This is a genomic window from Parabacteroides sp. PFB2-10, assembly GCF_029893085.1.
In the GTDB taxonomy this organism is placed as follows: domain Bacteria; phylum Bacteroidota; class Bacteroidia; order Bacteroidales; family Tannerellaceae; genus QVMG01.
Genome location: NZ_JARXWI010000003.1, coordinates 117,668 through 143,507 on the forward strand (window position 1 = coordinate 117,668; position 25,840 = coordinate 143,507).

Consider the following 25,840-nt stretch of genomic DNA (forward strand, 5'->3'; position numbering starts at 1 on the left):
TTTTTACCTTTGAGACCCGAATCAAAGTCTGTTGGGTAATGAAAAGAATATGTGTCGCATGGTGTTTTTTAGTGGTGTGCTGCCTGTTGTATGGGCAGGAAAACAAATCAACCGAACTACGTTATCCCGCGTTAACGAAACATTTGGTGATCGCTTCACCTGATAACCAGGGATTTCCGGTGACGATGTCCGGAGCCGTTCCTGTGGTTGTCAATACCTACCACACTTCCTCTCCGACCAAAGAGGTAAGCTATAGCTGCCTCGTCGACGGCAAACGGCTGGTCAACAACAAAAAGTTAACGCAAAAAAGCGACTGGAGTTGGAGCGATATATTATACCTGACCAACCGTCCGTATGGCAAAACCATCACCATCCGGGTGAAAGCCACCTATAAAAACGGTGAAAAGATAGAAAAAGAGATGCGGTTCACCTACAGCAACCGAAAACCACTCGTCCGCTTAGATAATGAATGGACAAACCTGCGAGGCGATGCCGGTCACGCGGGAATAAACGAAACCAACCTCACCCCGCCCCTGAAGATGGCTTGGACAAGCCATATCGGAGCTAATATATTTATGGTTTCACCTATTGTTTATCAACATAAAGTATTTATAGCCTCTACAGATAAAGAGCTGAAAGGAAAAGGATATATATACGCCTTAGACAGCCAGACAGGCAATTTACAATGGAAATACCAGGTTGAAAATGCGATCAGGAATACCATTGTAGCTGAGAGTGGGAATATCTATGCACAAACCACCCAGGGAAGCATTATAGCTATCAAAGCAAGCGACGGCAGCCTGAGTTGGGGAAGGCAGCTGCATGTGAACGGTTCAACTGCTTTGGTCGAAGGATTGGTTGCCGCGAATGGGATTGTCTATGCCGGCAGTGGTAAAGGGCTTTGCGCCTTAGATGCCCGGTCGGGAGATGTCATCTGGGAAAACAATGCCTGGGAGCAGGGCGAAGGCTCCTACTCTACCCTTACGCTCGGGAAAGGAATATTGGTCAGTTCCTCCCAATCACAGGGGCTTTATGGCAATGATGCAGAAACCGGTGAGTTGAGATGGCGCATCGACCGGCAGGAAGTGGCCGATCGAGGCTCTACGCCGGCGTTACACAAAGAATTGTTATATCTCCTTTCCGGCCATTCTTTATTTATTATCCAACCGGAGACGGGTAATGTCATTGTACGCAAGGAATATCCTTTCAACCTAAACACCCTCTCTGCCCCACTGATGACCGACAAATTGATTGTGTTTGGCTCAGCCACCGAAGGACTGATCGCGATCGACCGGGAAACGCTTGAAGTAGCGTGGAAAGTAATAACCGACCCGGCCCTTATACATACCTCCCATGTAGGCGATCCTTCATCCACCGTAGAGAGCAGTCCTGTTCTCTCCGGACATACGATCTACTTCGGCGCCTCCGACGGTTGCCTGTACGGAGTGAATGAAGAAAATGGCGAGGTAGTATGGAAGCATACTGCGGGAGCGCCACTCTTTGGTTCCGTAGCCGTTTCCGGCAATGCGCTTTTTGCCGTCGATTTCGGAGGGAATGTGTATGCTTTTATTGCGGAATAAAAACCATCTCTATTGTTTCTCGGCAAGCAAATCTCTACACTTCGCCTCCTGAAGGCGTAAAACAATTTGCATAAACCGAAAGAGGAGGAAACTCTCCTAAAGATGGAATTTACATTTTTGTTCGCTTAAATGACATAAAATCGTTTCTTTGACACTATCTTTGTAGGAAATTAGGCTATATACCGTATGAGATTTGACGAATTGATGCTGGAGGACGAGATCCTGGATGGTCTCGACGCAATGAATTTTGCAGAAACAACTCCGGTCCAGGAATTAACAATACCACTTATTTTAGAAGGGAAAGATTTGATTGCCTGCGCCCAAACGGGAACAGGAAAAACGGCAGCGTATGTATTGCCGGTGATCAATGAACTCAGCAAAGGCGGATACCCCGACCATGCGGTGAACGCGGTCATTATGGCGCCTACCCGCGAGCTGGCGCAACAGATCGACCAACAGATCGCAGGCTTTTCCTATTTCATTCCTGTCTCTGCGGTAGCGGTCTATGGTGGCACCGATGGCATTGCATGGGAGCAACAAAAACGGGGCATGGAAATGGGAGCGGATATTGTCATCGCGACGCCGGGACGCCTACTTTCGCATCTAAAACTGGGCACGGTCGACCTCTCGCAAACCTCTTTTTTCATCTTGGACGAAGCCGACCGGATGCTGGATATGGGATTCTACGACGATATCATGCACATCTATAAGCAGTTGCCTCCTTCCTGCCAGGTGATTATGTTTTCAGCCACCATGCCTCCCAAGATCAGGACATTGGCCAAAACGATCCTGAAAGACCCGGAAGAGGTAAAGATTGCGATCTCCCGTCCTCCTGAATCTATTATGCAAACAGCCTATATTTGCTACGAACCGCAGAAAATCAAGATCGTTGAGAAGCTATTTTCGGAAAGCCGACCGCAACGTGTTATCATTTTCTCTTCCTCGAAAATAAAGGTAAAGGAGTTGGCTGCTATTCTGAAACGCATGAAATTCAATATCGCCGCCATGCATTCCGACCTGGAACAGTCGCAGCGCGAAGAGGTTATGCGGGAATTTAAGAACGGACGTATCGATATCCTGGTAGCCACCGACGTGGTTTCGCGCGGGATCGACATAAACGATATCACACTGGTTATCAACTATGATATCCCACACGACCCGGAAGATTATGTACATCGCATCGGGCGTACGGCACGCGGTACCGACGGAAAAGGGCTGGCCATCACCTTTGTGGCCATAGAAGAGCAGGCAGCCTTCAAACGTATCGAAAAGTTTCTGGAGAAAGACATCTACAAAATACCGGTTGACCCCTCTTTGGGCGAAGCGCCTTTGTATGAACCGGAAAAATATATTCAACGCCGCGGCAAGCGCCCCTCGTCAGGCAAAGGAACAGGAGGCGGCGGACGAAAAGGATTTAGCCGCCCGAAAAACGCCCGTAGAGATCAACCAAAAGCTTAAGCCTCTTTCATTTGTACGATAAAAACAACCGTGTTCCCGGCAGGCGTTCCTTCCGGGAATAGTTTTTTTACCGCCTCGCCCGATTGCGAGAAATAGAATGAATGGTGGGAAACGTCCATAGGCTCCAGATGAACACGCCCTGTACCATAGAAATTATCCTGAAGTCCTCCCTCCACCGTTGTGTATTCACTCCGCGCAAGATCATAACAGAAGGAATAACCGGCCTGGTCTTCTTCGTCGCAGACATCGTAGAGTGAAGAGAGCCAGAAGCGTCCCGCCCGGCGGACAGGCACAACCGGCACAGTTCCACCAGCCGAAGCCACCATCAACTCCGTACGCCAGTTGCGTTCCAGATAGGTCGTGTCAGCCGGCAAATAACCGGGATCCATCGACGGACTATAGACCACCAACCGGCCGGTGTCGGGATCGACACACAATTGCGGCTCGATCAGATCTAATAAATAACTCGGACGCCCCAGATCCAAAGCACAAAGCGTTCTTGCATCTACCCTTTGCAGATTGCGATCGTAGGTGACCACCTCTTTTTGCACATACACTTCGCCGGTATCGGGGTTGGTATAGCTGTTTTCTTCGATCGACAACAAATGGTTCTGATACCAATTCACCGAAAGGATCCGGCGATAGGGCTGTTCGTTGTCACCTAAATTCTGTTTATCTAATAACTGTCCGTTGTAGTCATAGTAGTGAACCTCATCGTAGTTGCCAAAGACAATCAATTCCTCACGCAGCGGATCGACCACATACATGCGGGGATCCATCTGGCCAGGATCGGTAATCGCACAGACAAACTCACCCTGATTGGTGTAGCGATAAAGCACCTGCTCGCTGATAAAGAATAGATTTCCTCTATCCTGCCGCACCTGCCGGGCAGAGTCGATCGCCTTTCCATGAGCATGTTGCAGGGGGATCGGCTTCACTTCGCTGACTATATCCGACAAAAAACCACTCATAGCAGGCTCTACCTCCCAGGTCGAACGCCAGGTGTTATAGCCTTCACGGGCATAAAGCAAAACAGTAAGCAATAAAAGCAGGGTAAAAGCTCGTCTCATGTATATCCTATTTTAAACCGATACAAATAAAACGATAAAAACGTTCATTTATTGAAATTCCTACTCTCTTTTTCGGGTTGGGAAGGAAAGTATGTGGATGGTGACTCCAATGGCAATGAGGATTAACAGGATGCGCACCCAGAGAAGAGGGACAAAGAAATAGGCCGTGCAAATCATCGATACCCACATCACTGTAAGAGAAACCACCTTTCCCCGCAAAGGAATAGATTTGTCCTCCATATAGGCCTTGACATACGTGCCAAAATAACGGTTTGCCATCACCCGGCGGTAGAGTTTTTCGGAACTGCGGATATAGAACCAGCAGGTAAGCAGCCAGAAAGGCGTGGTAGGAAGTACCGGAAGGAAAATACCCAGGGTGCCCAATCCGAGGAAGAGGGTGCCTAAAGCAATATATACAGAGCGCCTGACCGGATTCATCAGATCAGTCTACAATTATTGATTTGCTTGAAACCATTCAGGAAATCGCGGGCATTCATACGTTTTTTCCCGGCCAGTTGCAAGGATAACAGCCTGAGATAGCCACCGGAAACGGCCACATCGATATAACTCTTCCCATCGGAAAGGATGGTTCCCAGCTCGTCGGCATGCTCTTTCACGATCTTTTCCGTTTCGTATATCTTCAGTACCTGTGGCTTTCCTTCCGCCGGAATCAATTCGGTCCAGGCCGCCGGATAGGGAGAAAGGCCGCGGATAAAATCATATATTCGTTTGAGTGGTTGGTTCCAATCGATGCGGCACACCTCTTTATCCAGTTTGGGAGCCGAACGAAGCGTGGCGGGATCAGTATAAAATGCCTCCTGCGGAATGGCGTCGATGGCGTCATTCAATAACAAATCAACGGTTTCAACGACCAATTCGGCGCCTAATACCATCAGTTTGTCATGGATATCACCCACATTATCGCTGTCCTGAATAGGGGTTTTCGCCTGTTTAATAATCTTTCCCGTATCAATCTCATGCATAAGAAAGAAGGTCGTCACACCCGTTTCCGTCTCTCCGTTGATAATCGCCCAGTTGATCGGCGCGGCGCCCCGGTATTGAGGCAACAGCGAGCCATGCAGGTTGAACGTGCCAAAGCGCGGCATATTCCACACTACTTCGGGAAGCATCCGGAAAGCAACTACGATCTGCAGGTCGGCTTGCAAGGCGCGTAGATCGGAAAGGAAGGCTTCATCCTTCAATTTCTCCGGCTGAAGTACCGGCAGGCCTACCGTTTCCGCATATTGTTTGACCGCACTCGACTGCAAAACGCTACCATGACGTCCGATAGGCTTGTCAGGCATGGTCACAACGCCCACAACGTTATAGCCTCCTTCCACCAAGGCACGCAGACTTTCCACGGCAAACTCCGGCGTACCCATATACACAATACGTAAATTATCTTTCTTCATCATCAATCTTCTGAAAAGTTATCCACTAAGACCTCCCGGTAGGAGTTAAATATCTTCGATTTAGACATAAAGCCTACATAATGCCCTTTTTCATCTACCACCGGCAGGTTCCATGCCTTGGTGTCGTCGAATATCTTCATGATCTGCTCCATCGGCATATTGATCACGATCTTGGCCGGTGGAGAAACCATAAATTTCTCCACATGGAAGCGGCTGTAGAGTTCCGGGCGGAACATGATGTTGCGTATATTATCTAACAGCACCATGCCTAAGAATACCCCTTTATGATCGATCACCGGGAAGACATTACGGCTACTTTTGGCAATCACCTTCACCACTTCGCCCAACGACATCTCCGGATGTACCGGCTGAAAATCCTTCTCGATCACCTCATCGCGGTTCAAAAGCGTAAGCACCGCCTTGTCCTTATGGTGGGTAAGCAATTCTCCTTTCTGCGCCAGACGCATGGAATAGATACTATGCGGTTCGAACATTAGGATGGTCAGGTAGGAACCGATAGAGACAATCATTAGCGGAAGGAAGAGATCGTATCCTCCGGTCAATTCGGCAATCAGGAAGACACCGGTCAACGGCGCATGCATCACGGCAGACATCACGCCCGCCATACCCAACAAAGCAAAATTCTTCTCTGAGAGATAGGTCGTGAAATCAAAATAATTTGACGTATGCGCAAATACAAAACCGGCAATACAACCAAGGAAAAGACTGGGCGCGAATATCCCTCCACAACCGCCTCCCGCGTTTGTCGCGCTCGAAGCAAACACTTTCGTCAGTAGGATAAAGGCAAGAAAGACCAGAATGCCCCAATAATTCCCGTCCCACCGATAGAACAGGCTTCGCTCCATGATATTCGAGAACTGTCCGTTCAACAGGGAGCCTATCGTATCATAGCCTTCACCGTATAATGGCGGAAGCAGATAGATCAAGACACTCAGCATAACTCCCGCAATAATAAACTTCTTCCAGTAGTTGCCAAGACGGCGATAGAACCCTTCAATCTTATTCATCACCCGGGTGAAATAGAGGGATACCAATCCGCAGAATACACCCAACAAAAGCACATACGGGATACGCGCCATCTCGAACACCTCCGTCTGAGAGAACTTAAACATAGCCTCTGTTCCCGTAAAGATATAAGAAACAGTCGCTGCCGTAACCGAGGTGATCAGTAGCGGCATGATAGAGGTCATCGTCAGATCGAGCAATAATACCTCGATCACGAATACCAATCCGGCAATCGGCGCTTTAAAGATCCCGGCAATGGCACCTGCCGCGCCGCATCCCACCAACAGCATCAGCGTCTTTTGCTCCATTTTGAAAAGACGTCCCAGGTTGGAACCGATCGCCGCGCCGGTCAACACAATAGGCGCCTCCGCCCCTACCGATCCTCCGAAACCGATAGTCACCGAACTGGCCACCAGCGACGACCAGACGTTATGCGGTTTGATCCGGCTTTTGCGTTGCGAAATGGCATACAATATCTTGGTTACCCCGTGACTGATGTCGTCACGAACAACATACTTCACAAACAAACCCGCCAACAGAATACCAACCACCGGATAAAGCAGATACAATAAGCTACCCCCATCCAGGTCGAAGTTTCCTAATAAAAGATGCTGTATCCAATGAATCAGGTTCTTGAGGGTGATAGCTGCGGCGGCAGTCAGTAACCCCACAATAAAACTCAGGATAAGGATAAAATGCTTCTCCTTTATATGATTCTCCCGCCATAATATAAACCTACTAAACCATCCTTTTTGTTCCATTGTCAAATACCTTTGCCTGTAATAACTGTTTTAACCGTATAAATCAAGATTGTCATATCTAATACCAACGACATATTTTCGTAATAGAGTATATCATATTGCAAACGCTCGATCATCTGATCCACATCAACGGCATACCCATATTTCACCATGCCCAGCGAAGTGATGCCCGGACGCACATTATGCAATAGATAATAATAGGGTGCCCGCTTCACGATCTGATCAATATAATAGCGTCGCTCCGGACGCGGCCCTACCAGCGACATATCTCCTTTCAATACATTCCAGAACTGGGGCAATTCATCTAAGCGATACTTACGCATCGTTTGCCCGAACGGCGTAATGCGCGGGTCGTTCTCTGCCGAAAGCAGCGGGCCGTTCTCCTCCGCCCCCACAAACATCGTCCGGAACTTATAGATCATAAACGGCTTCCCCATATACCCGATCCGCTCCTGTCGGAAGAAAACCGGTCCTTTGGAATCTCTCTTTACCCGGTAAGCGATATAAAGAAGAGCCGGAGAAAGCAAAACGATCGCCAGGAGCGAGATCACCTTATCCATAAAAAGCTTGATATTCTTTTCCGCTTCCGAGAAGTTATTATCGGTCAGATCCACCAACGGAATGCCATGAATGGTCTTGATGTTCACCTTGGCAAGCATATTGCTATTGTCTGCCAATATCTTTATCGGACGTTTATATTTATATAAGGAATAGATAATCGGCAACTGCGCCTCGACATCTTCCGTTTCCAACGCAACGACCAACTCGTCTGCCCTGTTATTCGCCAATATGTCGGACAATTGATCCAAACCACCCAGGAGAGCTCCGGACGTTACAACAGAAGACTCTTTTTCGTTCTCCGTCACATAGCCGGTAATGGTATAGCCCAACCGAAAGAGCGCCTCTCCTGTTCGCTGTGCTTTTTTACCGGAGCCAATAATCAAGACATATAAACTACCTTCTCTTCGTTTCACCCTGTTCAACGCCTGTTGCGTGATACATAAACGAGGAATATAGGTTAATACAAACTGCAAGCCCAACAGGGTGAAAAACAATTCATAATAGATTTCGAAAGAACGGGGCAGGTCGTTCAGTACAATCACGAAAAAGACAAAGATCACTCCAATCCCCACCCCAATAAAGGTAGAAAAGAACTCCGTCAAACGGGATTTGCCTAATGGCTTATTGTAGTAACCGGAGAAATAATATAATACGATCCAAAATAGCGGCACCAACACCTGTCCTTTCAACACCTGAAACGACAACAAGTAGGAGTCCAGCGACGTGAATCCGAGGAAAGCAGCAACTTCGTAATAACGCAACAGATTGAACAACAGCCAGGTGATCGAGGCGGCCACAAAATCTGCAATTAGGTATTTACGCAACTGTCTTTTTTTGTTCATCGTTTTATCTGATAATCTTTACCTCTCCGCCAGCTCCCAATTTAATAATATTGGAAGGCTGAGCCTGTCGCAGGTCATCCTGTCGGTAGCCCACTATATAATCAACGCCATTTTTAATAATTTCTGATATTTCCGAGAAGTTAGCCGGCGATTTTTCTCCACTTACATTGGCAGAGGTCGACACCAACGGTTTGCGGAAACGCTCACAGAGGCGGCGCGAGAACTCCTCCCCGGTAATGCGAATACCCAGACTGCCATCTTCTGCCAGCAATTTAGGTGAGAGGTTGCGGGCATTCGAATAGATGATAGTCAGTGGTTTATCTGCCACATCGATCAATTGCCAGGCCACATCGGGCACTTCCGTCACGTAGGTTTCCAGCTTCACCGGATTGTCAAGCAACACCAGCATGGCCTTTTGATCCATACGACGTTTCAATTCATACACTTTTTGTACGGCTTCATCGTTTGTTGCATCACACCCGATCCCCCAGATTGTATCTGTCGGATAAAGAATTAACCCACCCGCCTGCATCACTTCGCAAGCCTTTTTTATGTCCTCTGTCATACCACACAATATTTGCGCAAATGTAGCAATCATTCGGCAGTATAAAAAATAAACCGCTTATAAAGGGTAGCTATAAACACCCTGTTTTTACGACAAGCAACCTTCGCTCCCCATAACAAAAAGACCCATCTGAAGAATAGAGTTTTTCTGTCATATATGGCAACTACACCTCCCTTCCCTCGGTCGTCCTTACTTATCTACGGAATTTGCTGTGTTCTGACAAAATTGTTATTTCTGTCAGCGTCATTTTATCGGGAGAATTTGTTGGCCGACCATGCTGAGCCAATTGGCTGAGCATGGTCGCCAACAGATTGCCTTATGCGTTTTTAGTTTATGTCAAAATATTTTCGGCTATAAAGTTGATGAAAGACATCTTCCCCTCTTTGAATTTGTACATCCCGCTGACTTTCTTTTTGACTTTCAACGGGTGGGTAGCTCTTTCGGAGGCACCCCTGCCATCCATCAAACAAAAAGGAAACAGGAGCTTTTAGAATGGATGACAGAAAGGATAGAGGGAAGGGGCTGAGTAGTCACCTATTTTTACCAAAGAAACAAAAAAATAATAGAATAACCTTGTCGATACAATATTAATCCCTATATTTGCACCCGCTTAAATAACATAGTATTAATTTATTAAAGTATTGAAGAATCATGTATTTAGATTCAGCTAAAAAACAAGAATTATTTGAAAAGTATGGCAAGGGTACGGTAGATACCGGTTCTCCTGAAAGCCAAATCGCGTTGTTTTCTTTCCGTATCGCGCATCTGACAGAACATCTGAAGAAGAATCGCAAAGACTACAACACAGCTCGTTCCCTGAAAATGTTGGTAGGTAAACGTCGTCGTCTGTTGGATTATCTAATCAAAGTAGACATCACTCGTTACCGTGCTATCGTAAAAGAACTCGGACTGAGAAAGTAAGAAACACTTTACACAAAAGTATAAAAAGAGGTTATTCCGGTTGGAGTAGCCTCTTTTTTTGTGGATTTGTGGGAATTTACATCGACAAACTCTTTAAAATATGAAATATTAATGTAATTTTGCGCTGTTTTATAACAAATCATAATTCAAACAAGAAAAAAAAGAGGAATTTATCAGTATGGGGAATAATAAGATTATCGGTGAGAAGATCAAGAGCCTCCGTGAATCGAAGCAACTTAGTATAGAGGAAGTGGCCGAACGCTCCGGCTTAAACAAAGAACAAATCGAACGGATTGAAGGGAATGTAGATTTCCCCTCACTCGCTCCACTCATCAAAATCGCCCGCGTACTGGGTGTTCGTCTGGGTACCTTTCTGGACGATCAGGCCGAACTGGGTCCGGTGGTCAGCCGCAAAAAAGGGACGACCGAACACAATAGCATCAATTTCACCAACGATGAATCCGACGGACGCAAGCATATGGTCTATCATTCCCTGTCGCAAGACAAGTCGGGACGCCACATGGAACCGTTCCTGATCGAGGTCGAACCGCGCGAAGAGGGGGTCGATTTCATTCTCTCTACGCATGAAGGGGAGGAATTTATCTATGTGCTCGACGGCATTATCGAGATCAATTACGGAAAAAACACCTATATCCTGGAGGCAGGCGATAGCATCTATTACGACTCGATCATTGCCCACCACGTACATGCCGCGACAAACGAAACTGCCCGCATCCTGGGTGTTGTCTATACGCCTTATTAATCGCCCGGACATGATGGAATATCAATTGCAGGAAAGAACATTAGGAGACTGGCTGGAACATTGGGCAACCGTTACGCCGGATAAGGAATATCTGGTCTATTCCGACAGGAATCTGCGGTTTACCTGGCGTCAGTTCAATCAGCGTGTGGACGATATGGCCAAAGGGCTGATGGCGATCGGGGTGACACATGGCACACATGTCGGCATCTGGGCTACTAACGTGCCCGACTGGTTGACCTTTGTCTATGCCGGGGCCAAGATAGGCGCGGTGTTGGTGACGGTGAATACCAATTACAAACAGAGCGAAGTGGAGTATTTGGTTGAAGATGCCGATATTCATACCTTATGTATTACGGAAGGGGTGTTCGACGGTAATTATGTCGACATGACATACGAGATGCTTCCGGAACTCAAGGAATCGCAGCGCGGATACCTGAAGAGCGAACGCTTCCCGCAGATGAAAAACGTGGTTTATATCGGGCAGGAGAAGTATCGCGGGATGTATAATACGCCCGAGATACTGTTGCTCGGACAAAATATCAGCGACCAAACCCTGGAGGAGGCCAAAGCGAAAGTGTCCTGCCAGGATGTGGTAAATATGCAATATACCTCCGGAACGACCGGTTTTCCGAAAGGGGTGATGCTGACACACCATAATATTGCCAACAATGGTTTCTTTACCGGCGAAGGTATGCACTTTACGGCCGAGGATAAGCTCTGCTGCTGTGTGCCGCTTTTCCACTGCTTCGGCATTACGCTTGCTTCGATGAATGTGTTGACCCATGGTGCTACGCAGGTGATGGTCGAGAAGTTCGATCCGTTGACCGTATTGGCTTCTGTGCACAAAGAACGGTGTACGGCCCTGTATGGGGTGCCCACCATGTTTATTGCCGAACTGAATCATCCGATGTTCGATATGTTCGATCTGACCTCCCTGCGCACCGGCATTATGGCGGGTTCGCTTTGTCCGATCGAACTGATGCGCGCGGTGACGGAGAAAATGCACGTTACCTATATCACCAGTGTCTACGGACTGACGGAAACCTCGCCGGGCATGACCCATTCTGTGGTGGAAGATTCGTTTGAAGCCCGTTGTACGACGGTCGGCAAAGAGTATCCGTTTACGGAAGTGAAGATATTCGATCCCGAGACAGGCGAAGAATGTCCGACAGGTGTGCAGGGCGAAGTGTGTTGCCGAGGCTACTTAGTGATGAAAGGTTATTATAAAAACCCGGAAGCTACGGCCGAAGCCATCGACAAAGAGGGCTGGTTGCATTCCGGTGACCTGGGTGTCAAAGACGAAGAGGGCTACTTCCGCATCACAGGGCGTATCAAGGATATGATTATCCGTGGGGGAGAAAACATTTATCCCCGCGAGATCGAAGAGTTCCTCTATCACCTGGAAGGCGTGCAGGACATACAGGTAGCCGGTATTCCTTCTGAGAAATACGGCGAAGAGGTGGGCGCGTTTATCATCCTGAAAGAGGGAGCCTCTGTGACGGAAGAGGAGGTAAAAGACTTCTGCCGTGGCAAGATTGCCCGTCATAAGATCCCGAAATACATCTTCTTCATCGAAGGATTCCCCCTGACCGGTAGCGGTAAGATTCAGAAATTCAAACTAAAAGACATCGGCCTGCAACTCCTGAAGGAGAAGGGGGTAGAGGTGATCTGATTTAGCAAAAACACTTATTTATAGGGCAAAATAGCAGAAGTTTCTGCTATTTTGCCTTTTTTTGTGCAAGCTTTTCTTATTTTTGTTCATCAAACATAAATGTATGGCAACATCTATCCCTGAAAAGAAAACACCCCGTCTCTTATCGATTATCATTCCCTCCTATAATGAGTCAGAGACCATTCTCCCTTTGTTGGAGAAAGTGTGCCGTGTGAATTTGATAGATGATATTGCGAAGGAGATTGTTATTGTCAACGACGGGTCGAAAGATAATACAGAAAATCTGATCAAAGCATTTATGGAAGAGCATCCGGATCTACTCATTACATATCTTAGCCATCAGAAAAACCAGGGGAAAGGAATGGCTATTCGCACAGGGATCAACCATATTACCGGTGATTATGCCATTATACAGGATGCGGATCTGGAATATGATCCGGAAGATTATAATGTTATTTTAGAGCAACTGATTACAGGTGAAGAGCCGGTCATCTATGGGTCGCGCTTTCTTTTAAAGGAAAACAGGCATTCTTCCCAAACGTTTTTCTGGGGAGGACGATTGGTTACTTTTGTGACAAATATTCTTTTCTGGCAACGGTTGACAGATGAACCGACCTGTTATAAAGCCTTTCATACACACTTATTGAAGTCTATTCCGTTGAAATGTACCGGATTTGAGTTTTGCCCTGAAGTAACAGCTAAAGTTTCCAAACGAGGATATAAGATAAAAGAGGTGCCTATTCGTTATTATCCCCGCACAATCCATGAAGGGAAAAAGATTCGCTGGACAGATGGACTGGAAGCGATATGGGTGCTCTTGAAATACAGGTTTGTCAATTAAATAAGAATGCATGAAAAATTTTCCGCAATTCATTTCCTATTTGAGAGAGAAAGAACAGAAAAGAGAGTTGATCATACTCTCTATTCTTTTGTCTATTTTAGGCATTGTCTATTATCAGTTATATCCTTTCCCCTTTCTATATCCTGATTCGGCAACCTATGTCTTTTCTGCTTACAAGGATATGTTTACGCCATATCGTCCCATGGGTTATTCACACTACCTGCAGCTTGTTCATGCACTAAGCGGCAGCATTTCCGCCTTGTTTGTTGTGACCTATATCATTCATATGGTTGCCTCTTTATTCTTCCTCTATTCATTCAAATACCTGATCGGACTACGCAATCGATATATCTTCTATGTGCTTTGCCTTTTTGTATTCTTATCGCCCACGATTCTGTTCAGTACCAATTACCTGATGAGTGATTGTTTGTTTAATTCACTCACGATGTTATTCTTAGCCACGGCTATTTGGTTGATATATAGCCGGAACTTCATTTTTATTCTGATACATTTATTTACCTTATATATACTGTACAATTTACGGTATTCCGGGATGTTTTATGTGCCTGTCTCCATGTGCGCTATTTTTATCTCTTACCAGAAGCAAAACAAACTCATGCAAATCGGGTTGATGTGTTTGCCGCTTGTCCTTTTCTTTTTTATGCAAGACGCAGCGCGCAAAAACTATAAAAAGAATACGTCTGTCAATATTACTTCCGCTTTTAGCGGTTGGCAATTAATGAATAATGCCTCTGTTCTTATCCCGGAGACCAAACATCTACCCTCTTCTACTTTCGATACACAGAAAGAAAAACTATTACATGACTATTTCAAGCAGGTGCCTGACTCACTTTTTACGACTCAATCGGCATTGACTACCGACCTCATGTGGAATAATGATTCCCCTTTAAAGATATTCAATGCTTACTATATGCACATTAATACTATCAATTATGGGATGGCATGGGTTCAGGTAGGAGATGTTTACTCGGACTATGCTAAAAAAATTATATTCAAATATCCATTTTCTTTCTTGCACAAATTTGTGATTCCCTCTTTTTTAAGCTTTTTCCAATTCAAGGAAATAGTGGAAGAACATATTGAGTTTAAAAACGAAGAGATGTATCGGGAGTATTATGGCATTCAGATGGATACATTCGTACATACGCCCGACTATTTCACCCGCTTCAACCCTGTTCGGCATATTTTTAATTATATCTACTGGATTCTATTTACTCTTTCCGTGGTTTGTTTTATCTCAACCACACGCAAGGCATCCTGGAACGATCATTCTTGGCGATTAGCCTTTCTGCTTCTCTTGTTTATACTGATTTATATAGGTGTATCTGCCCTGGCAAGTCCAAATACCACCTGGCGTTATGCCTTGCCTATCTATGTCCCTTCTCTCTTTTTTATGGTGTATGTTGCACTTCCGTTTTTGGAAAAATGGAAGCCGCGTAAGCAAGAATCATAGTCTTTCACGAAAGTTTCAATCGCTTGCGTTCTTCGTGCATGCGGTGGGCACGGTGGTACGACTGGTAGCTGCCAAAGCCGGCGGAGGTAATCTTTTCTATATTAGTATTTTCAAGGCAGTGCGGATTGGCGATAATCCGGTCGAGCTCCTGCAGGCGACACTCATTGACAAACTGTGAGAAGTTCATTTTGTAGGTATTATTGATAAATGCCGACAGATAACTACGGTTGGTATGAAGTGCATCCGCCATATCCACAATGGTGAGATGGGGATCGAGATAAGGCTTCTGCTGTTCGATATACCGGGAGAAGGTCTCCTGTTTCAACTGTTTTTCTTTGTCGGCCGCCGGGATAGCTGCGTCGCATAGCCTTTGTTGGTCGGTGACAAATACATAATTCCCCCGGATTACATTGAAGCAGAGTATGATGTGCTGTACGAACAAAATAAGAGCCACCAGAATCAATTGATAGGTTCCCAACAGCTCTTTCAGCGGTGCCGACATGATAAGCAGGGGGATGATCACAAAACAAACCGACAAAATGAGAAACAGGCGCAACCAATAGAGCGAACTCAGGTAGAGGTCGGAGGAATAGTTGATAATCAACCGTCGGTATAATCGATAGCGCCGTATACCCAAGAGGGTATAACCGATACCAAACAACAATCGAAACACCAATAAAAGAGATGCCAATATATAAAATCCCTCATAACCGGGGGTGGTGTGCATATTCTCGATCGACACCCGACCGGAAGCATCTTCCGGTGCCAGAAACAGCCAAGCCAGATTAATGCCCAATACAATCACCGGAAGCACATAGTGAAGCTTGGAAAAGCGTTCGTTACTATCAGTGCGGGTAAGTATGAAAATAAAACGATAGAGAACAACAGGCACCAGCAACATCGTAAAAGCCACCCAGGCGAAGAGGTCGGTAAACCGGTTCGGATAAAAGGCATAGACAACCATCACCCCCCAGTTGAACACGATCAATAGATAATAGGTCAGGAGTGTGTCTCTTATCCCAGAACCTTTCAGTTGGCTCCAGACGGGCGAATCCAATAATAGCAATACGATACATACGATGCCGGAAAACATCGGGGTCAGCATGGTTATAAGATCTTCAACTGTTACTGTTTGCATATCGTTTAGTCTTGATGTAGCGGTTTTTCTCTTTCGTTATTCTTTCGCTCTGCCTCCTGTCGTGCCCGCATATAGCTATTGTAACTGGCAAACCCAGCTTGTGGCAATAAGGATTTGATCGTTGCCTCCTTGTTTTTAGCTGAGTTGCGTAGCTTCTCCATTTCACGGAGCCGCCAGCGCCCCACGAAATGATTGAAGTGCATCCCGTATGTGCGGTTAATAAATCGCGACAGCTCTTCGCGACCGACGCCCAGCTCCTCTGCCAGGGTGGTGAGCTTCAGTTCGGTATTCAAGTAGGGTTTCTCCTGCCGGAAGTAGTTATCGAAGTCTTTGCGTGACAGCAGTTTCAGGCTGGTTTTATTCACTGCAAGAGAAACCGTTACTTTTTCTTTCGGTTCCAGCACGGAGACCTCCTTGAAAGGATGATAGTCAGGCTTGGAAGCCGGTTTTATCTCAAGCCGTGGGTAATTATGCCGTTGGATGTTATTGACTAAGATGATTTCGACGAAAGGAATGGATAATGCTATCGGTACGATCACCCCATGGGCGGAAAAGGCATTTTCGAGAGAAGTAAACAATATTATCAACGGATGCAACCACCCAACAAAGAGAATGGTAATAATCGCATATATCGACCGCATCCTATAACGGATCTCTTTTCTTTTCTTTTCCGGCAATAATTTCCGGTAGTGACGCAATTTTCCAATGGATAGTGAGAGATAGACGCCGGTGAATACGACCTGCGCCGGAATAAAGGAGGCAAACACCCTCGAAAAGAAGAGCCATTCCTGGTTAAGCACACGGAAGCCTTTCACGATACCTAACGGCACGTCGAAAGGCACAAACAACATCCATACGCCCAGGACGAGTGGAATCAGAGATGGCAACAGGTAGTGGATAAGCGGAAAACGTTTCTCATCCCGAGAGGAGGTCAAAGTAAAAACAATATAATAGAAAGCAACACCCGAGCCGGTATGACAGAGATAGAACAAAGGCGCGAAATAAACAAACAATTCCGGATACCATTTGTAAAACAACCGGGAAAGACAAATGCCAGTAAAAAACAGGAAATAGACCAACGCCCCTCTTTGCATCCTGCGCTCGTATGGAGCATATCGCTCCATAAGCAACAACAGCATATAGATTGAACAGGCAAGCGAGCAGATCACTACCAACCATATAGATGACACTACTATGAATGAAGAAATATCCAAATCGTATTATTTGGTGGTAAATATAACAAATTGTCAAAATTTACGGATTGAAAAAAGCAATTATCACGATTTGGAGTCAATCTTTTTACGATTTGGACATTACACAACGGCAATAAATCATACATTTGCATTTGAAACTGGAAAAAAACGACTGAGAAGTACGAATACCATTTCCAGTAACACAACCCCTCATTTTAATATATCATGATTAGTAAAACCTTGCTTCCCCCAAGCAGGGTTTTATTTTTTAACCCCTTTCTTTTTTCTATTATAATAACCACGGTTCTAATAACTCATTCCACTCACTGAAATTTCTATTAGCACCTTCGAAAAATGCCTATCTTTTGTCCTATATAATCAAATCCACTCCCTTCTGTACTCAAATTGATAGTAAAACGCCCATTTTATTTTACAATATGACACATCAAAATATACAATCGCATAGCCAAAGACGTGAAGTAAATGTTTCACCTAAGAGTTTTCAAAGTATATGACAAAAAAACGTGATTATTATTTCATCGAGAAATCCCTTTAGTAAAAGTCATTGTTCTTGCATCGATTTTGGTCACCCTGAAATCTTGTGGGATATTCAGTGTGTGTCTTTTATTCTCACCCGCATGAGTTTTTTTCTCAGGGTCAAAAAATTCGTGAGAATGTTTATAAAATTGCTGGATTTCAGAATGTTTGACAATTGTCGATCAATTGTTTGATAATTATCGTTTAATTGATTGACAATTGTCAATTAATGCGTTGACAATTGTCAAACGTTCTGAAACCCAGCGATTTTTTATGCCATAAAAGCCTTCATGTCTTCTTCCACGGTGGATATACCGCCGATGCCGAATGCATTGACTAATACATTGGTTACGTTCGGTGAAAGGAACGCGGGCAGGGTCGGGCCTAAATGGATGTTTTTCACACCCAGGCTCAGGAGGGCAAGCAATACGATCACCGCTTTTTGTTCGTACCAGGCGATGTTGTAAACGATCGGCAGGTCGTTGATATCATCCAATCCAAAGGCCTCTTTAAGCGCCAGGGCAATCACTACCAGCGAGTAGCTGTCGTTGCATTGTCCGGCATCCAACACACGGGGAATACCCGCTATATCGCCCAACGGCAGTTTGTTGTAGCGGTATTTGGCACATCCGGCTGTCAGAATCACGGAATCCTGCGGCAATGCCTGGGCGAAGTCGGTGTAGTAAGAACGGGTTTTCATGCGTCCGTCGCAACCGGCCATTACAACAAACTTCTTGATAGCTCCTGCTTTTACTGCGTCGACCACTTTATCGGCCAAGGCCAATACCTGTTTATGGGCAAAACCGCCAATGATTTCCCCTTTTTCAATCTCGGTAGGAGGGGCACATGTTTTAGCCTGTTCGATCAAAGCGGAGAAGTCTTTCGGTTTACCCGCTGCGCGTGCCTCAATATGTTTGGCGCCTGGCAGTCCGGCCGATCCGGTGGTGTAGATACGATCCGCGTAGGTGTTCGATTTCAACGGAGGAACGATACAGTTCGTAGTGAAAAGGAATACACCGTTGAAGCTTTCGAACTCTTCGCGTTGTTTCCACCAGGCATTACCGTAGTTGCCGACAAAATGAGGGTATTTCTTAAATGCCGGGTAATAGTTGGCCGGAAGCATTTCACTATGGGTATAAACATCCACACCCGTTCCGGCGGTTTGTTCCAATAGCTCTTCGAAATCTTTCAGGTCATGTCCGCTGACTAAGATACCCGGATTTTTGCCAACACCAATATTTACTTTCGTTATTTCGGGATTACCATACGCGGAGGTGTTTGCTTTGTCGAGCAGCGCCATGGCTTTCACACCACATTCGCCGATATTCAACACTAAGGAAGTCAGTTGATCCGCGTCGATATCCTGGCGGCTCACTTCCGCCAACGCGTTTTCGAGCATTTCATAGATGGCTTCATCTTCAAAGCCCAGGTTCAACGCGTGCTCGGCGTAGGCTGCCGCTCCTTTCACACCATAGATGGCTAATTGCTTCAGGGAACGAATATCTTCGTTGGCTTCCGCGAGAACGCCTACGCGGGCTCCCTCTTCCAGGTAGTGGTCGGGCGTTGTCTGATAATCCACCTCGTCCCATGTAGGCAGAGAAATATCGCGCTTCTTGGCAAGTGCGATCAGTTCGTTTTTGGTGATAAATGCCTGATCAATACGTTTGCGGATGGCGTCATCGTCGAAGTTGGCGTTTGTAATGGTGCAAAACAAATAGTCGAGAATCTGATGGCTTGTAGCCTTTTGAGCGATTCCTTTTTCACGCAGTGTCCGGTTTACGATCGACATACCACGGGTAACATACAGTAACAAATCCATAAGGGTAGCCGTTTCTGGCTCTTTCCCACACACTCCTTTGACGGTACAGCCTTTTCCTCCGGCCGCCTCCTGGCATTGAAAACAAAACATACTCATACTCTTTTCTTTTAAAGGTTTTTATTTTTTATGTAAGACACACTATTTGTGATCATGGCGTTATTGGTTGAACAGTTGGTGAATCTGTTTAGTTGCGAATAGCCTCTTTCGGTTAGATCCATTCTTCACTTTTCACTGCTCCCTGAATAGATAAGACAATGACCTTGATGGGGATATTTGTATGCGCCTGCTCGCGTGCCATTTGGGCTATCTTAACTAATCCCTGGCAACAGGGCACCTCCATCACGAGTACGGTCAGTGTCTCTATGCGTGCCTCGTCGATCAAGGCCGTCAGCTTATCTATATAGGATTGGGGATTGCTGTCGAGCTTGGGACAGGCGATTGTCAGCATGCGGTTTTTCAGAAAGCGGCTATGGAAATCACCTGAAGCAAAAGCGGTACAGTCGGCCGCCAACAACAGGTGCGCATTCCGGAAAAAGCCCGCCGCCGGATTGCAGAGATGGAGTTGTATCGGAAACTGGCGGAGTTCGGAAGCCGAGGAGACCATTCCCGCGTGAGTCGATGCCATACCCGTGATCACCGGACGTTTGATCTCTTGCGCCATCGACCCCGGGCATCCACAAGCTAATGGCTCTTTGGGTGCCATACGTTCTTTAACAGCCTCTCCGTTATAGGGTTCGGCCTCTCTTTCTATCAGGGTGATAGCGTCGACGGGACAATCCCCCATACAAGCCCCCAAGCCGTCGCAATACATATCGCTAACCAAGACGGCTTTCCCATTGATCAGTTGCAAAGCGCCTTCATGACAACCTTTCACGCAAAGGCCACAACCGTTACATTTCTCTTCGTCTATTTTTATAATGGTTCGTTTCATCTCGCTTGTTGTTTGTTGATAGGGCAAAGGTAGGAGGGGAATATATTTTAAAAGTGTAACATCTGTTACAGTTGCGAAAAAAGTTTATATTTGTGAAAAAATACTGAAATGATAGATGTTCATATTCTTTCCCGGATATCGCTGTTTCATTCTGTGCCGACAGATGAGTTGGAGAGGATCTTCTCGTTGATACCGATCGACGAGGTGTCATTCAAAAAAAATGAGGTGATCGCCAGGCAGGATGAGCCAGTAAACCGCTTGATTATTCTGTTGTCGGGAAGTGTTACGGCGGAAATGAGCGACCCGGCTGGCCGGGTTGTGAAGGTAGAAGATATTGAGGCGCCGAATCCGCTGGCGATCTTATTCCTTTTTGGCGATAATAACCGCTTCCCGGTACAGGCAACAGCCAGAGAAGAGACGCGGGCGTTGATTATTCCCCGTCAGGCTATATTGAAAATGTTACAGATGAATGAAACGATGCTTCGCAACTACTTGGATATTTCCGCCAATTTTGCCGGACGACTGAGCCGCAAGTTGCATCTGATGTCTTTTCGCACGATCCGGCAGAAAATAGCTTTGTATCTGTTTCAACTGGCGAAAGAGCAGGGATCGGATCAGATACTGTTAGATCGGAGTAAAAGCGCGTTGGCCGATCTCTTTGGGGTGTCGCGTCCTTCGTTGGAAAGGGAGTTGACAAAGATGCAAACAGACGGGCTTATTCTTTCGGAAAAACGAGTGATAACGATCAAAAAACGGGAAAAATTAGTGCAATTGATTCATTTTTAATAAAAAAAAATCGAAATAATACCTTTTTTTAATCTGTTTTCTTATCTTTGCTTTTGAACGACTTACTAATAGACGCCGCATGTGCCATGAAGAAACTACTTAGATCTATTCCTTCCCAACTGATTGTTCCGTTCTTTATCGCGGGAGGATTGTTGGCTGGTTTAGGAATTTATGCTATTTATATGTCGCGAGCCACTTCCTACTTAGGGGATGATCCGGCTACCTGTATCAACTGTCATATCATGACTCCCTACTATGCTTCCTGGAATCATAGCTCGCATGCGCTATGGGCAACCTGCAATGATTGCCATGTGCCGCAGGACAATGTTGTCGAAAAATATGCCTTCAAGGCGGTCGACGGATTGTATCATGCGGCAGTGTTTACGGTAAAAGGCGAGCCTCAGACGATTCGTCCGCGCGATGCCAGCAAGGAGGTGATCATGAATAATTGTATCCGGTGTCATACGCAACTGAACAGGGAGTTTGTAAAAACCGGTATGATCAGCTATGCCCAGGTGAAAGAGGGCGAAGGAAAAGCCTGTTGGGATTGCCATACGCAGGTGCCGCATACCAATGTGAGCAACCTGGCCTCTACGCCTCACGCGATTGTGCCGCTGCCGGCATCGCCGGTGCCGGAGTGGCTGAGGAAGATCATGAAAAATTGATAATTCATAATTGATAATGGATATGTATACACGATTAACAGAAGCAATAAAACGCAAGCCCATCATCGGATGGAGCCTATTTGCCGTAGTCATGGTGGCAGTGTTTGTATTAGGCATTTTAGCCGCGTCTATTACCGAGCGCAGAGCGGAGATCGCCACATTATTTAATAATAAGAAGGTAGCGATCGAAGGGATAGAACCGCATAATGAGGTATGGGGAGAGAACTATCCGCGCGAGTATACGACCTGGAAGAAGACGGGCGATATGGATTTCCGTAGCAAGCACTTAGGCAATATGCCGGAGGATGTATTGGAAAACCGCCCGGAGATGGTCTTGCTTTGGGCAGGCTATGCTTTTGCGCAGGACTATTCGGCACCGCGCGGCCATTTCTATGCCATCGACGATATCCGCGCTACCCTGCGCACAGGCTCGCCGGAAGGCGATACGGATGGTCCACAACCGGCTACCTGCTGGACCTGCAAAAGCCCGGATGTGCCGCGTATGATGCATGAAATGGGTATCGAGAATTTCTATAAAGGCAAATGGGGCGCTTTGGGCGATGAGATTGTCAACCCGATCGGATGCGCCGATTGCCATGACCCGTTGACGATGAACCTGACAATTACCCGTCCGGCTTTGGTGGAAGCTTTCGAGCGTCAGGGCAGGGACATCGCTGATGTAACGCCGCAGGAGATGCGAAGCCTGGTGTGCGCGCAATGCCATGTGGAGTATTATTTCCAAGGCGATGGCAAATACCTGACCTTCCCTTGGGATGGTGGTTGCACGGTGGAGGATATGGAAAAATACTACGACGAAGCGGACTATGCCGATTGGACGCATGCCATAAGCAAGGCGCCTATGTTGAAAGCACAACATCCCGACTATGAGTTGTTTCTGTTGGGACCGCATGCCAAACGTGGTTTGAGTTGCGCGGACTGCCACATGCCATACATCTCGGAAGGGGGCATAAAATATTCCAACCATCAGATTGTAAGCCCGTTGAAAAATATCTCTTCGACCTGTCAGACCTGTCATCGTGACGACGAAGAGAGCCTGCGTTCATACGTGTATGAATACCAGGATAAGGCGTTGGAAATCCGTGACCGCATCGAAACGGAACTATCCAAAGCGCATATTATGGCAAAAATGGCTTGGGATAACGGAGCCAACGAAGAGCAGATGAAGGCTTCCCTGCAACTATTGCGTCAGGCGCAGTGGCGTTGGGACTTTGCGGTGGCCTCGCATGGCGGTTCGTTCCATGCTCCGGTGGAGACACAACGGATCCTGGCACATAGCCTCGACAAAACGCTTCAGGCTCAGTTAGAGCTTCAGAAGGTATTGTTCTCCAAAGGGGTGACCGATGTGACATTCCCGGATATCTCCACCAAGGCTAAAGCACAGGAGTATATCGGATTAGACATGAATCAACTACGCGACAAGAAAGATACTTGGAATGAAACGGTGGTTCCGAAATGGATAGAAAAGGCGAAAAATAATGGCCGGCTTGCCATGAAATGAAGAATTAATAATGGAGAATGAAGAATCATTGGGGATTCTTTTATACTTTTATCCGCTGATTTTTCATCGCTTTAATGTTTTGCTAAGCGATTCTTTATTCTTCATTTAACATCTATGGAAGAAAACAAACGAAGCATGTGGCAGTTCCCCTGGCGATATCCGGAGAGCATCGCTTTTGTATTAGGGGTATTGGTTGTCGGATATGTGTTGCAGGCTTTTATCGGGTCTTTTGATTTTTCATTGCTCTTATGGCCGGTTAACGGGATCCTGGGAGGAGTGGTTATACTGTTGTCACTCCTTCTTGCCCTGAAACGGAAAAATCCCATTGTGCAATGGCTTTCGGGAGTCCCCATGGCCGTATCGTTGATAGGGGGGCTTCTGCTTTTAGGCCTTTTGATGGGACTGACCCCTCAGGTAAAACATATTCATCATGGAGATACCAGCCCGGCATCGGTATTGGGACTCCGGCAGATGACTACCTCCTGGCCGTTTGTATTGCTCTATTTCTTTACTTTATTGTCGTTGGGCACGCTTATCATGCGTCGCCTTTTTCATTTCCGTATAGCGGACTATGCTTTTTACCTGAATCATATAGGCCTTTGGTTGCTGCTTTTTGCCGCGGGATGGGGTGCGGCTGATATGAAGCGCTATGTGATGCATATACGCGAAGGTGAGGTGGAATGGCGGGTGTATAACGACCGGGGCGATGTATTGGAGCTACCTGTCGGCATCCGGCTCAATGACTTCACGATGGAGGAATATCCCCCTCAACTGACTGTGATCGACCGGGAAACGGGGAATGCCCAACCAGAGAGCAAACCGGATTACCTCCAATTGGAAGAACTTCCGGTAAGCGGGCGACTGGCTCATTGGGATATAGAGGTGGAACAGTATATCCACCAGGCCATTCGGAATAGCGACAGCACCTATCATGAAGTGTTTATGCCGGGCGCCTCTCCGGCTGCTTTGGTCAAAACCGTCGATCGGACGAATGGAGAGATCAGCCGGGGATGGATATCTTGTGGAAACAGAGCACAACTTTATATGACGCTTCCGCTGACAAACGAATATATGCTTGTGATGACTCAACCGGAGCCTAAACGCTTCGTTTCGGATATCAATATCTATACCGAAGATGGGACAGAGGCGCATGCGCTGTTGGCAGTCAACAAGCCACATCGCGCGGGGCCTTGGATGCTTTATCAGTATGGCTATGATTATGAAGCAGGGAAGCTCTCTTCTTATACCAGTATAGAGCTCGTATACGATCCCTGGGTCGTGGCGGTATATATAGGAATCATCTTGTTGGCGGCAGGGTCAGCCTGTATGTTATGGATTGGAAACAGAAGAAAGGAGGCAACGGATGACGTGGAATGAATTTATATGGTTTGCTCTTCCGGCGATGTTGCTTTGGATCTCTGCCGGTGTATTGGTCTATACCCGCCTGAAACGCTCCGTGGTAGACGGGATCATGTTGGCAGGCATAGGCGTTTTTGTCGCTTTTATGGTTGGCTTCTGGATCGGACTGGAGCGTCCGCCCTTGCGTACGATGGGAGAAACGCGCCTGTGGTATTCCCTCTTTCTTTCAGTGATTGGTTTTCTTACTTATAAACGTTGGAAATACAATTGGCTGCTCTCATTCAGTAGCCTGATGGCTTGTGTCTTTGTCTGCATCAATATCTTTAAACCGGAGATCCATTCTAAAAACCTGATGCCGGCTTTGCAGAGTATCTGGTTTGTGCCGCATGTGACCTCGTATATCCTTTCGTATGCCATGCTCGGAGCCGCTACGATTGCCTCCTTCATTCAGATACGCAAACAGGGCAGAGGGCTGGCGGATCAGCAGCTGTATCACCTAATGGATAACCTGGTGTATGCCGGCTTTGGCTTCCTTATGTTGGGGCTTCTGATGGGTTGTGTATGGGCGAAAGAGGCCTGGGGGCACTATTGGTCATGGGATCCGAAAGAGACCTGGGCGTTTGTTACCGCGGCGGCTTACCTGATGTATATCCACATGCGCCTGCGCAAATGGCATCCCACCTTTACGCTTTGGCTATTGCCCATTGCTTTTATCCTATTGATGATTACCTGGATCGGTGTCAACTACCTGCCATCGGCGCAGGGTAGCGTGCATACCTATTCCTGAATGCGGCTTAGTCGCTATGGACATCCCTGTAGACTTTAGGAGTCATACCCACATGCTTCTTGAAATATTTGCTAAAGAAAGAGGAATTGGGGAAATTTAATTCATCCGATATCTGCAGAATGGTTTTGTCGGTGCTGACCAACAGGAGCCGGGCATGGCT

General features: G+C 46.5%; 22 protein-coding genes. 12 read left to right on the forward strand and 10 right to left on the reverse strand.

Annotation, left to right across the window (positions count from 1 at the left end; all coding sequences use genetic code 11):
* Positions 1 to 38: 38 nt before the first annotated feature.
* Complete coding sequence (locus M2137_RS03770) at positions 39 to 1,580, forward strand: PQQ-binding-like beta-propeller repeat protein (RefSeq protein ID WP_280765127.1); 1,542 nt, start codon at positions 39 to 41, stop codon at positions 1,578 to 1,580.
* Between the two features lie 186 nt (positions 1,581 to 1,766).
* On the forward strand, positions 1,767 to 3,038 hold the full coding sequence (locus M2137_RS03775; protein WP_280765128.1) for a DEAD/DEAH box helicase: 1,272 nt from the start codon (positions 1,767 to 1,769) through the stop codon (positions 3,036 to 3,038).
* On the opposite strand, the gene M2137_RS03780 is transcribed toward M2137_RS03775, so the two are convergent.
* The 6 genes from M2137_RS03780 to M2137_RS03805 are packed head-to-tail and all read right to left on the reverse strand — an operon-like array spanning position 3,035 to position 9,275.
* On the reverse strand, positions 3,035 to 4,108 hold the full coding sequence (locus tag M2137_RS03780; RefSeq protein WP_280765129.1) for a hypothetical protein: 1,074 nt from the start codon (positions 4,106 to 4,108) through the stop codon (positions 3,035 to 3,037). The genes M2137_RS03775 and M2137_RS03780 overlap by 4 nt on opposite strands.
* Before the next feature lie 60 nt (positions 4,109 to 4,168).
* Complete coding sequence (locus M2137_RS03785; protein WP_280765130.1) at positions 4,169 to 4,546, reverse strand: YbaN family protein; 378 nt, start codon at positions 4,544 to 4,546, stop codon at positions 4,169 to 4,171.
* The gene (fmt, locus tag M2137_RS03790) at positions 4,546 to 5,520 is read right to left on the reverse strand and encodes a methionyl-tRNA formyltransferase (RefSeq protein WP_280765263.1); all 975 of its coding nucleotides are present in this window, start codon (positions 5,518 to 5,520) and stop codon (positions 4,546 to 4,548) included. The genes M2137_RS03785 and fmt overlap by 1 nt, the downstream gene beginning before the upstream one ends.
* A 2-nt stretch (positions 5,521 to 5,522) precedes the next feature.
* Positions 5,523 to 7,307, reverse strand: coding sequence for a chloride channel protein (locus M2137_RS03795; RefSeq protein WP_280765131.1), 1,785 nt, complete (start codon positions 7,305 to 7,307; stop codon positions 5,523 to 5,525).
* A gap of 2 nt (positions 7,308 to 7,309) precedes the next feature.
* Positions 7,310 to 8,710: a sugar transferase gene (locus M2137_RS03800; RefSeq protein WP_280765132.1), complete on the reverse strand. Its 1,401-nt coding sequence runs from the start codon at positions 8,708 to 8,710 to the stop codon at positions 7,310 to 7,312.
* 4 nt (positions 8,711 to 8,714) lie between these two features.
* Positions 8,715 to 9,275 (reverse strand): L-threonylcarbamoyladenylate synthase, encoded by a 561-nt coding sequence (locus tag M2137_RS03805; protein WP_280765133.1) that lies wholly within the window; start codon positions 9,273 to 9,275, stop codon positions 8,715 to 8,717.
* 651 nt (positions 9,276 to 9,926) lie between these two features.
* Between M2137_RS03805 and rpsO the strand changes: the two genes are divergently transcribed.
* The 5 genes from rpsO to M2137_RS03830 all read left to right on the forward strand — a co-directional run bounded on the left by rpsO (position 9,927) and on the right by M2137_RS03830 (position 14,946).
* Positions 9,927 to 10,196 carry a 30S ribosomal protein S15 gene (gene rpsO / locus M2137_RS03810; protein ID WP_280765134.1) on the forward strand — a complete coding sequence of 90 codons (270 nt, stop codon included), beginning with the start codon at positions 9,927 to 9,929 and terminating at the stop codon, positions 10,194 to 10,196.
* Positions 10,197 to 10,374: 178 nt separating this feature from the next.
* Positions 10,375 to 10,959 (forward strand): XRE family transcriptional regulator, encoded by a 585-nt coding sequence (locus M2137_RS03815; RefSeq protein ID WP_280765135.1) that lies wholly within the window; start codon positions 10,375 to 10,377, stop codon positions 10,957 to 10,959.
* Positions 10,960 to 10,972: 13 nt separating this feature from the next.
* Complete coding sequence (locus M2137_RS03820) at positions 10,973 to 12,631, forward strand: AMP-binding protein (RefSeq protein ID WP_280765264.1); 1,659 nt, start codon at positions 10,973 to 10,975, stop codon at positions 12,629 to 12,631.
* Positions 12,632 to 12,734: 103 nt separating this feature from the next.
* Entirely contained in the window at positions 12,735 to 13,472 is a 738-nt protein-coding gene (locus M2137_RS03825) for a glycosyltransferase family 2 protein (RefSeq protein WP_280765136.1), read from the forward strand.
* A 10-nt stretch (positions 13,473 to 13,482) separates the two neighbouring features.
* On the forward strand, positions 13,483 to 14,946 hold the full coding sequence (locus M2137_RS03830; protein ID WP_280765137.1) for a hypothetical protein: 1,464 nt from the start codon (positions 13,483 to 13,485) through the stop codon (positions 14,944 to 14,946).
* Positions 14,947 to 14,950: 4 nt separating this feature from the next.
* Here M2137_RS03830 and M2137_RS03835 read toward each other — a convergent pair whose 3' ends face one another.
* The 4 genes from M2137_RS03835 to M2137_RS03850 form a co-directional block, all read right to left on the reverse strand.
* Positions 14,951 to 16,084, reverse strand: a complete 1,134-nt coding sequence (locus tag M2137_RS03835) for a hypothetical protein (protein WP_280765138.1) — start codon at positions 16,082 to 16,084, stop codon at positions 14,951 to 14,953.
* Between the two features lie 5 nt (positions 16,085 to 16,089).
* Entirely contained in the window at positions 16,090 to 17,274 is a 1,185-nt protein-coding gene (locus M2137_RS03840) for a hypothetical protein (protein WP_280765139.1), read from the reverse strand.
* 811 nt (positions 17,275 to 18,085) lie between these two features.
* On the reverse strand, positions 18,086 to 19,729 hold the full coding sequence (hcp, locus tag M2137_RS03845) for a hydroxylamine reductase (protein ID WP_280765140.1): 1,644 nt from the start codon (positions 19,727 to 19,729) through the stop codon (positions 18,086 to 18,088).
* A 112-nt stretch (positions 19,730 to 19,841) separates the two neighbouring features.
* Entirely contained in the window at positions 19,842 to 20,564 is a 723-nt protein-coding gene (locus tag M2137_RS03850) for a 4Fe-4S binding protein (RefSeq protein ID WP_280765141.1), read from the reverse strand.
* A gap of 108 nt (positions 20,565 to 20,672) precedes the next feature.
* On the opposite strand from M2137_RS03850, the gene M2137_RS03855 reads away from it, so the two are divergent.
* The 5 genes from M2137_RS03855 (at position 20,673) to ccsA (ending at position 25,680) form a co-directional block, all read left to right on the forward strand.
* Positions 20,673 to 21,350 carry a Crp/Fnr family transcriptional regulator gene (locus tag M2137_RS03855; RefSeq protein WP_280765142.1) on the forward strand — a complete coding sequence of 226 codons (678 nt, stop codon included), beginning with the start codon at positions 20,673 to 20,675 and terminating at the stop codon, positions 21,348 to 21,350.
* An 86-nt stretch (positions 21,351 to 21,436) separates the two neighbouring features.
* Positions 21,437 to 22,015, forward strand: coding sequence for a cytochrome c nitrite reductase small subunit (gene nrfH, locus M2137_RS03860; protein WP_280765143.1), 579 nt, complete (start codon positions 21,437 to 21,439; stop codon positions 22,013 to 22,015).
* A 22-nt stretch (positions 22,016 to 22,037) separates the two neighbouring features.
* A complete protein-coding gene (gene nrfA, locus M2137_RS03865) occupies positions 22,038 to 23,534 on the forward strand; it encodes an ammonia-forming cytochrome c nitrite reductase (protein WP_280765144.1) in 1,497 nt (498 codons plus the stop codon).
* 114 nt (positions 23,535 to 23,648) lie between these two features.
* Positions 23,649 to 24,911, forward strand: a complete 1,263-nt coding sequence (locus tag M2137_RS03870) for a hypothetical protein (RefSeq protein WP_280765145.1) — start codon at positions 23,649 to 23,651, stop codon at positions 24,909 to 24,911.
* On the forward strand, positions 24,898 to 25,680 hold the full coding sequence (gene ccsA / locus M2137_RS03875) for a cytochrome c biogenesis protein CcsA (protein ID WP_280765146.1): 783 nt from the start codon (positions 24,898 to 24,900) through the stop codon (positions 25,678 to 25,680). Before M2137_RS03870 ends, ccsA begins: the two co-directional genes overlap by 14 nt.
* The last annotated feature ends 160 nt before the right edge of the window (positions 25,681 to 25,840 follow it).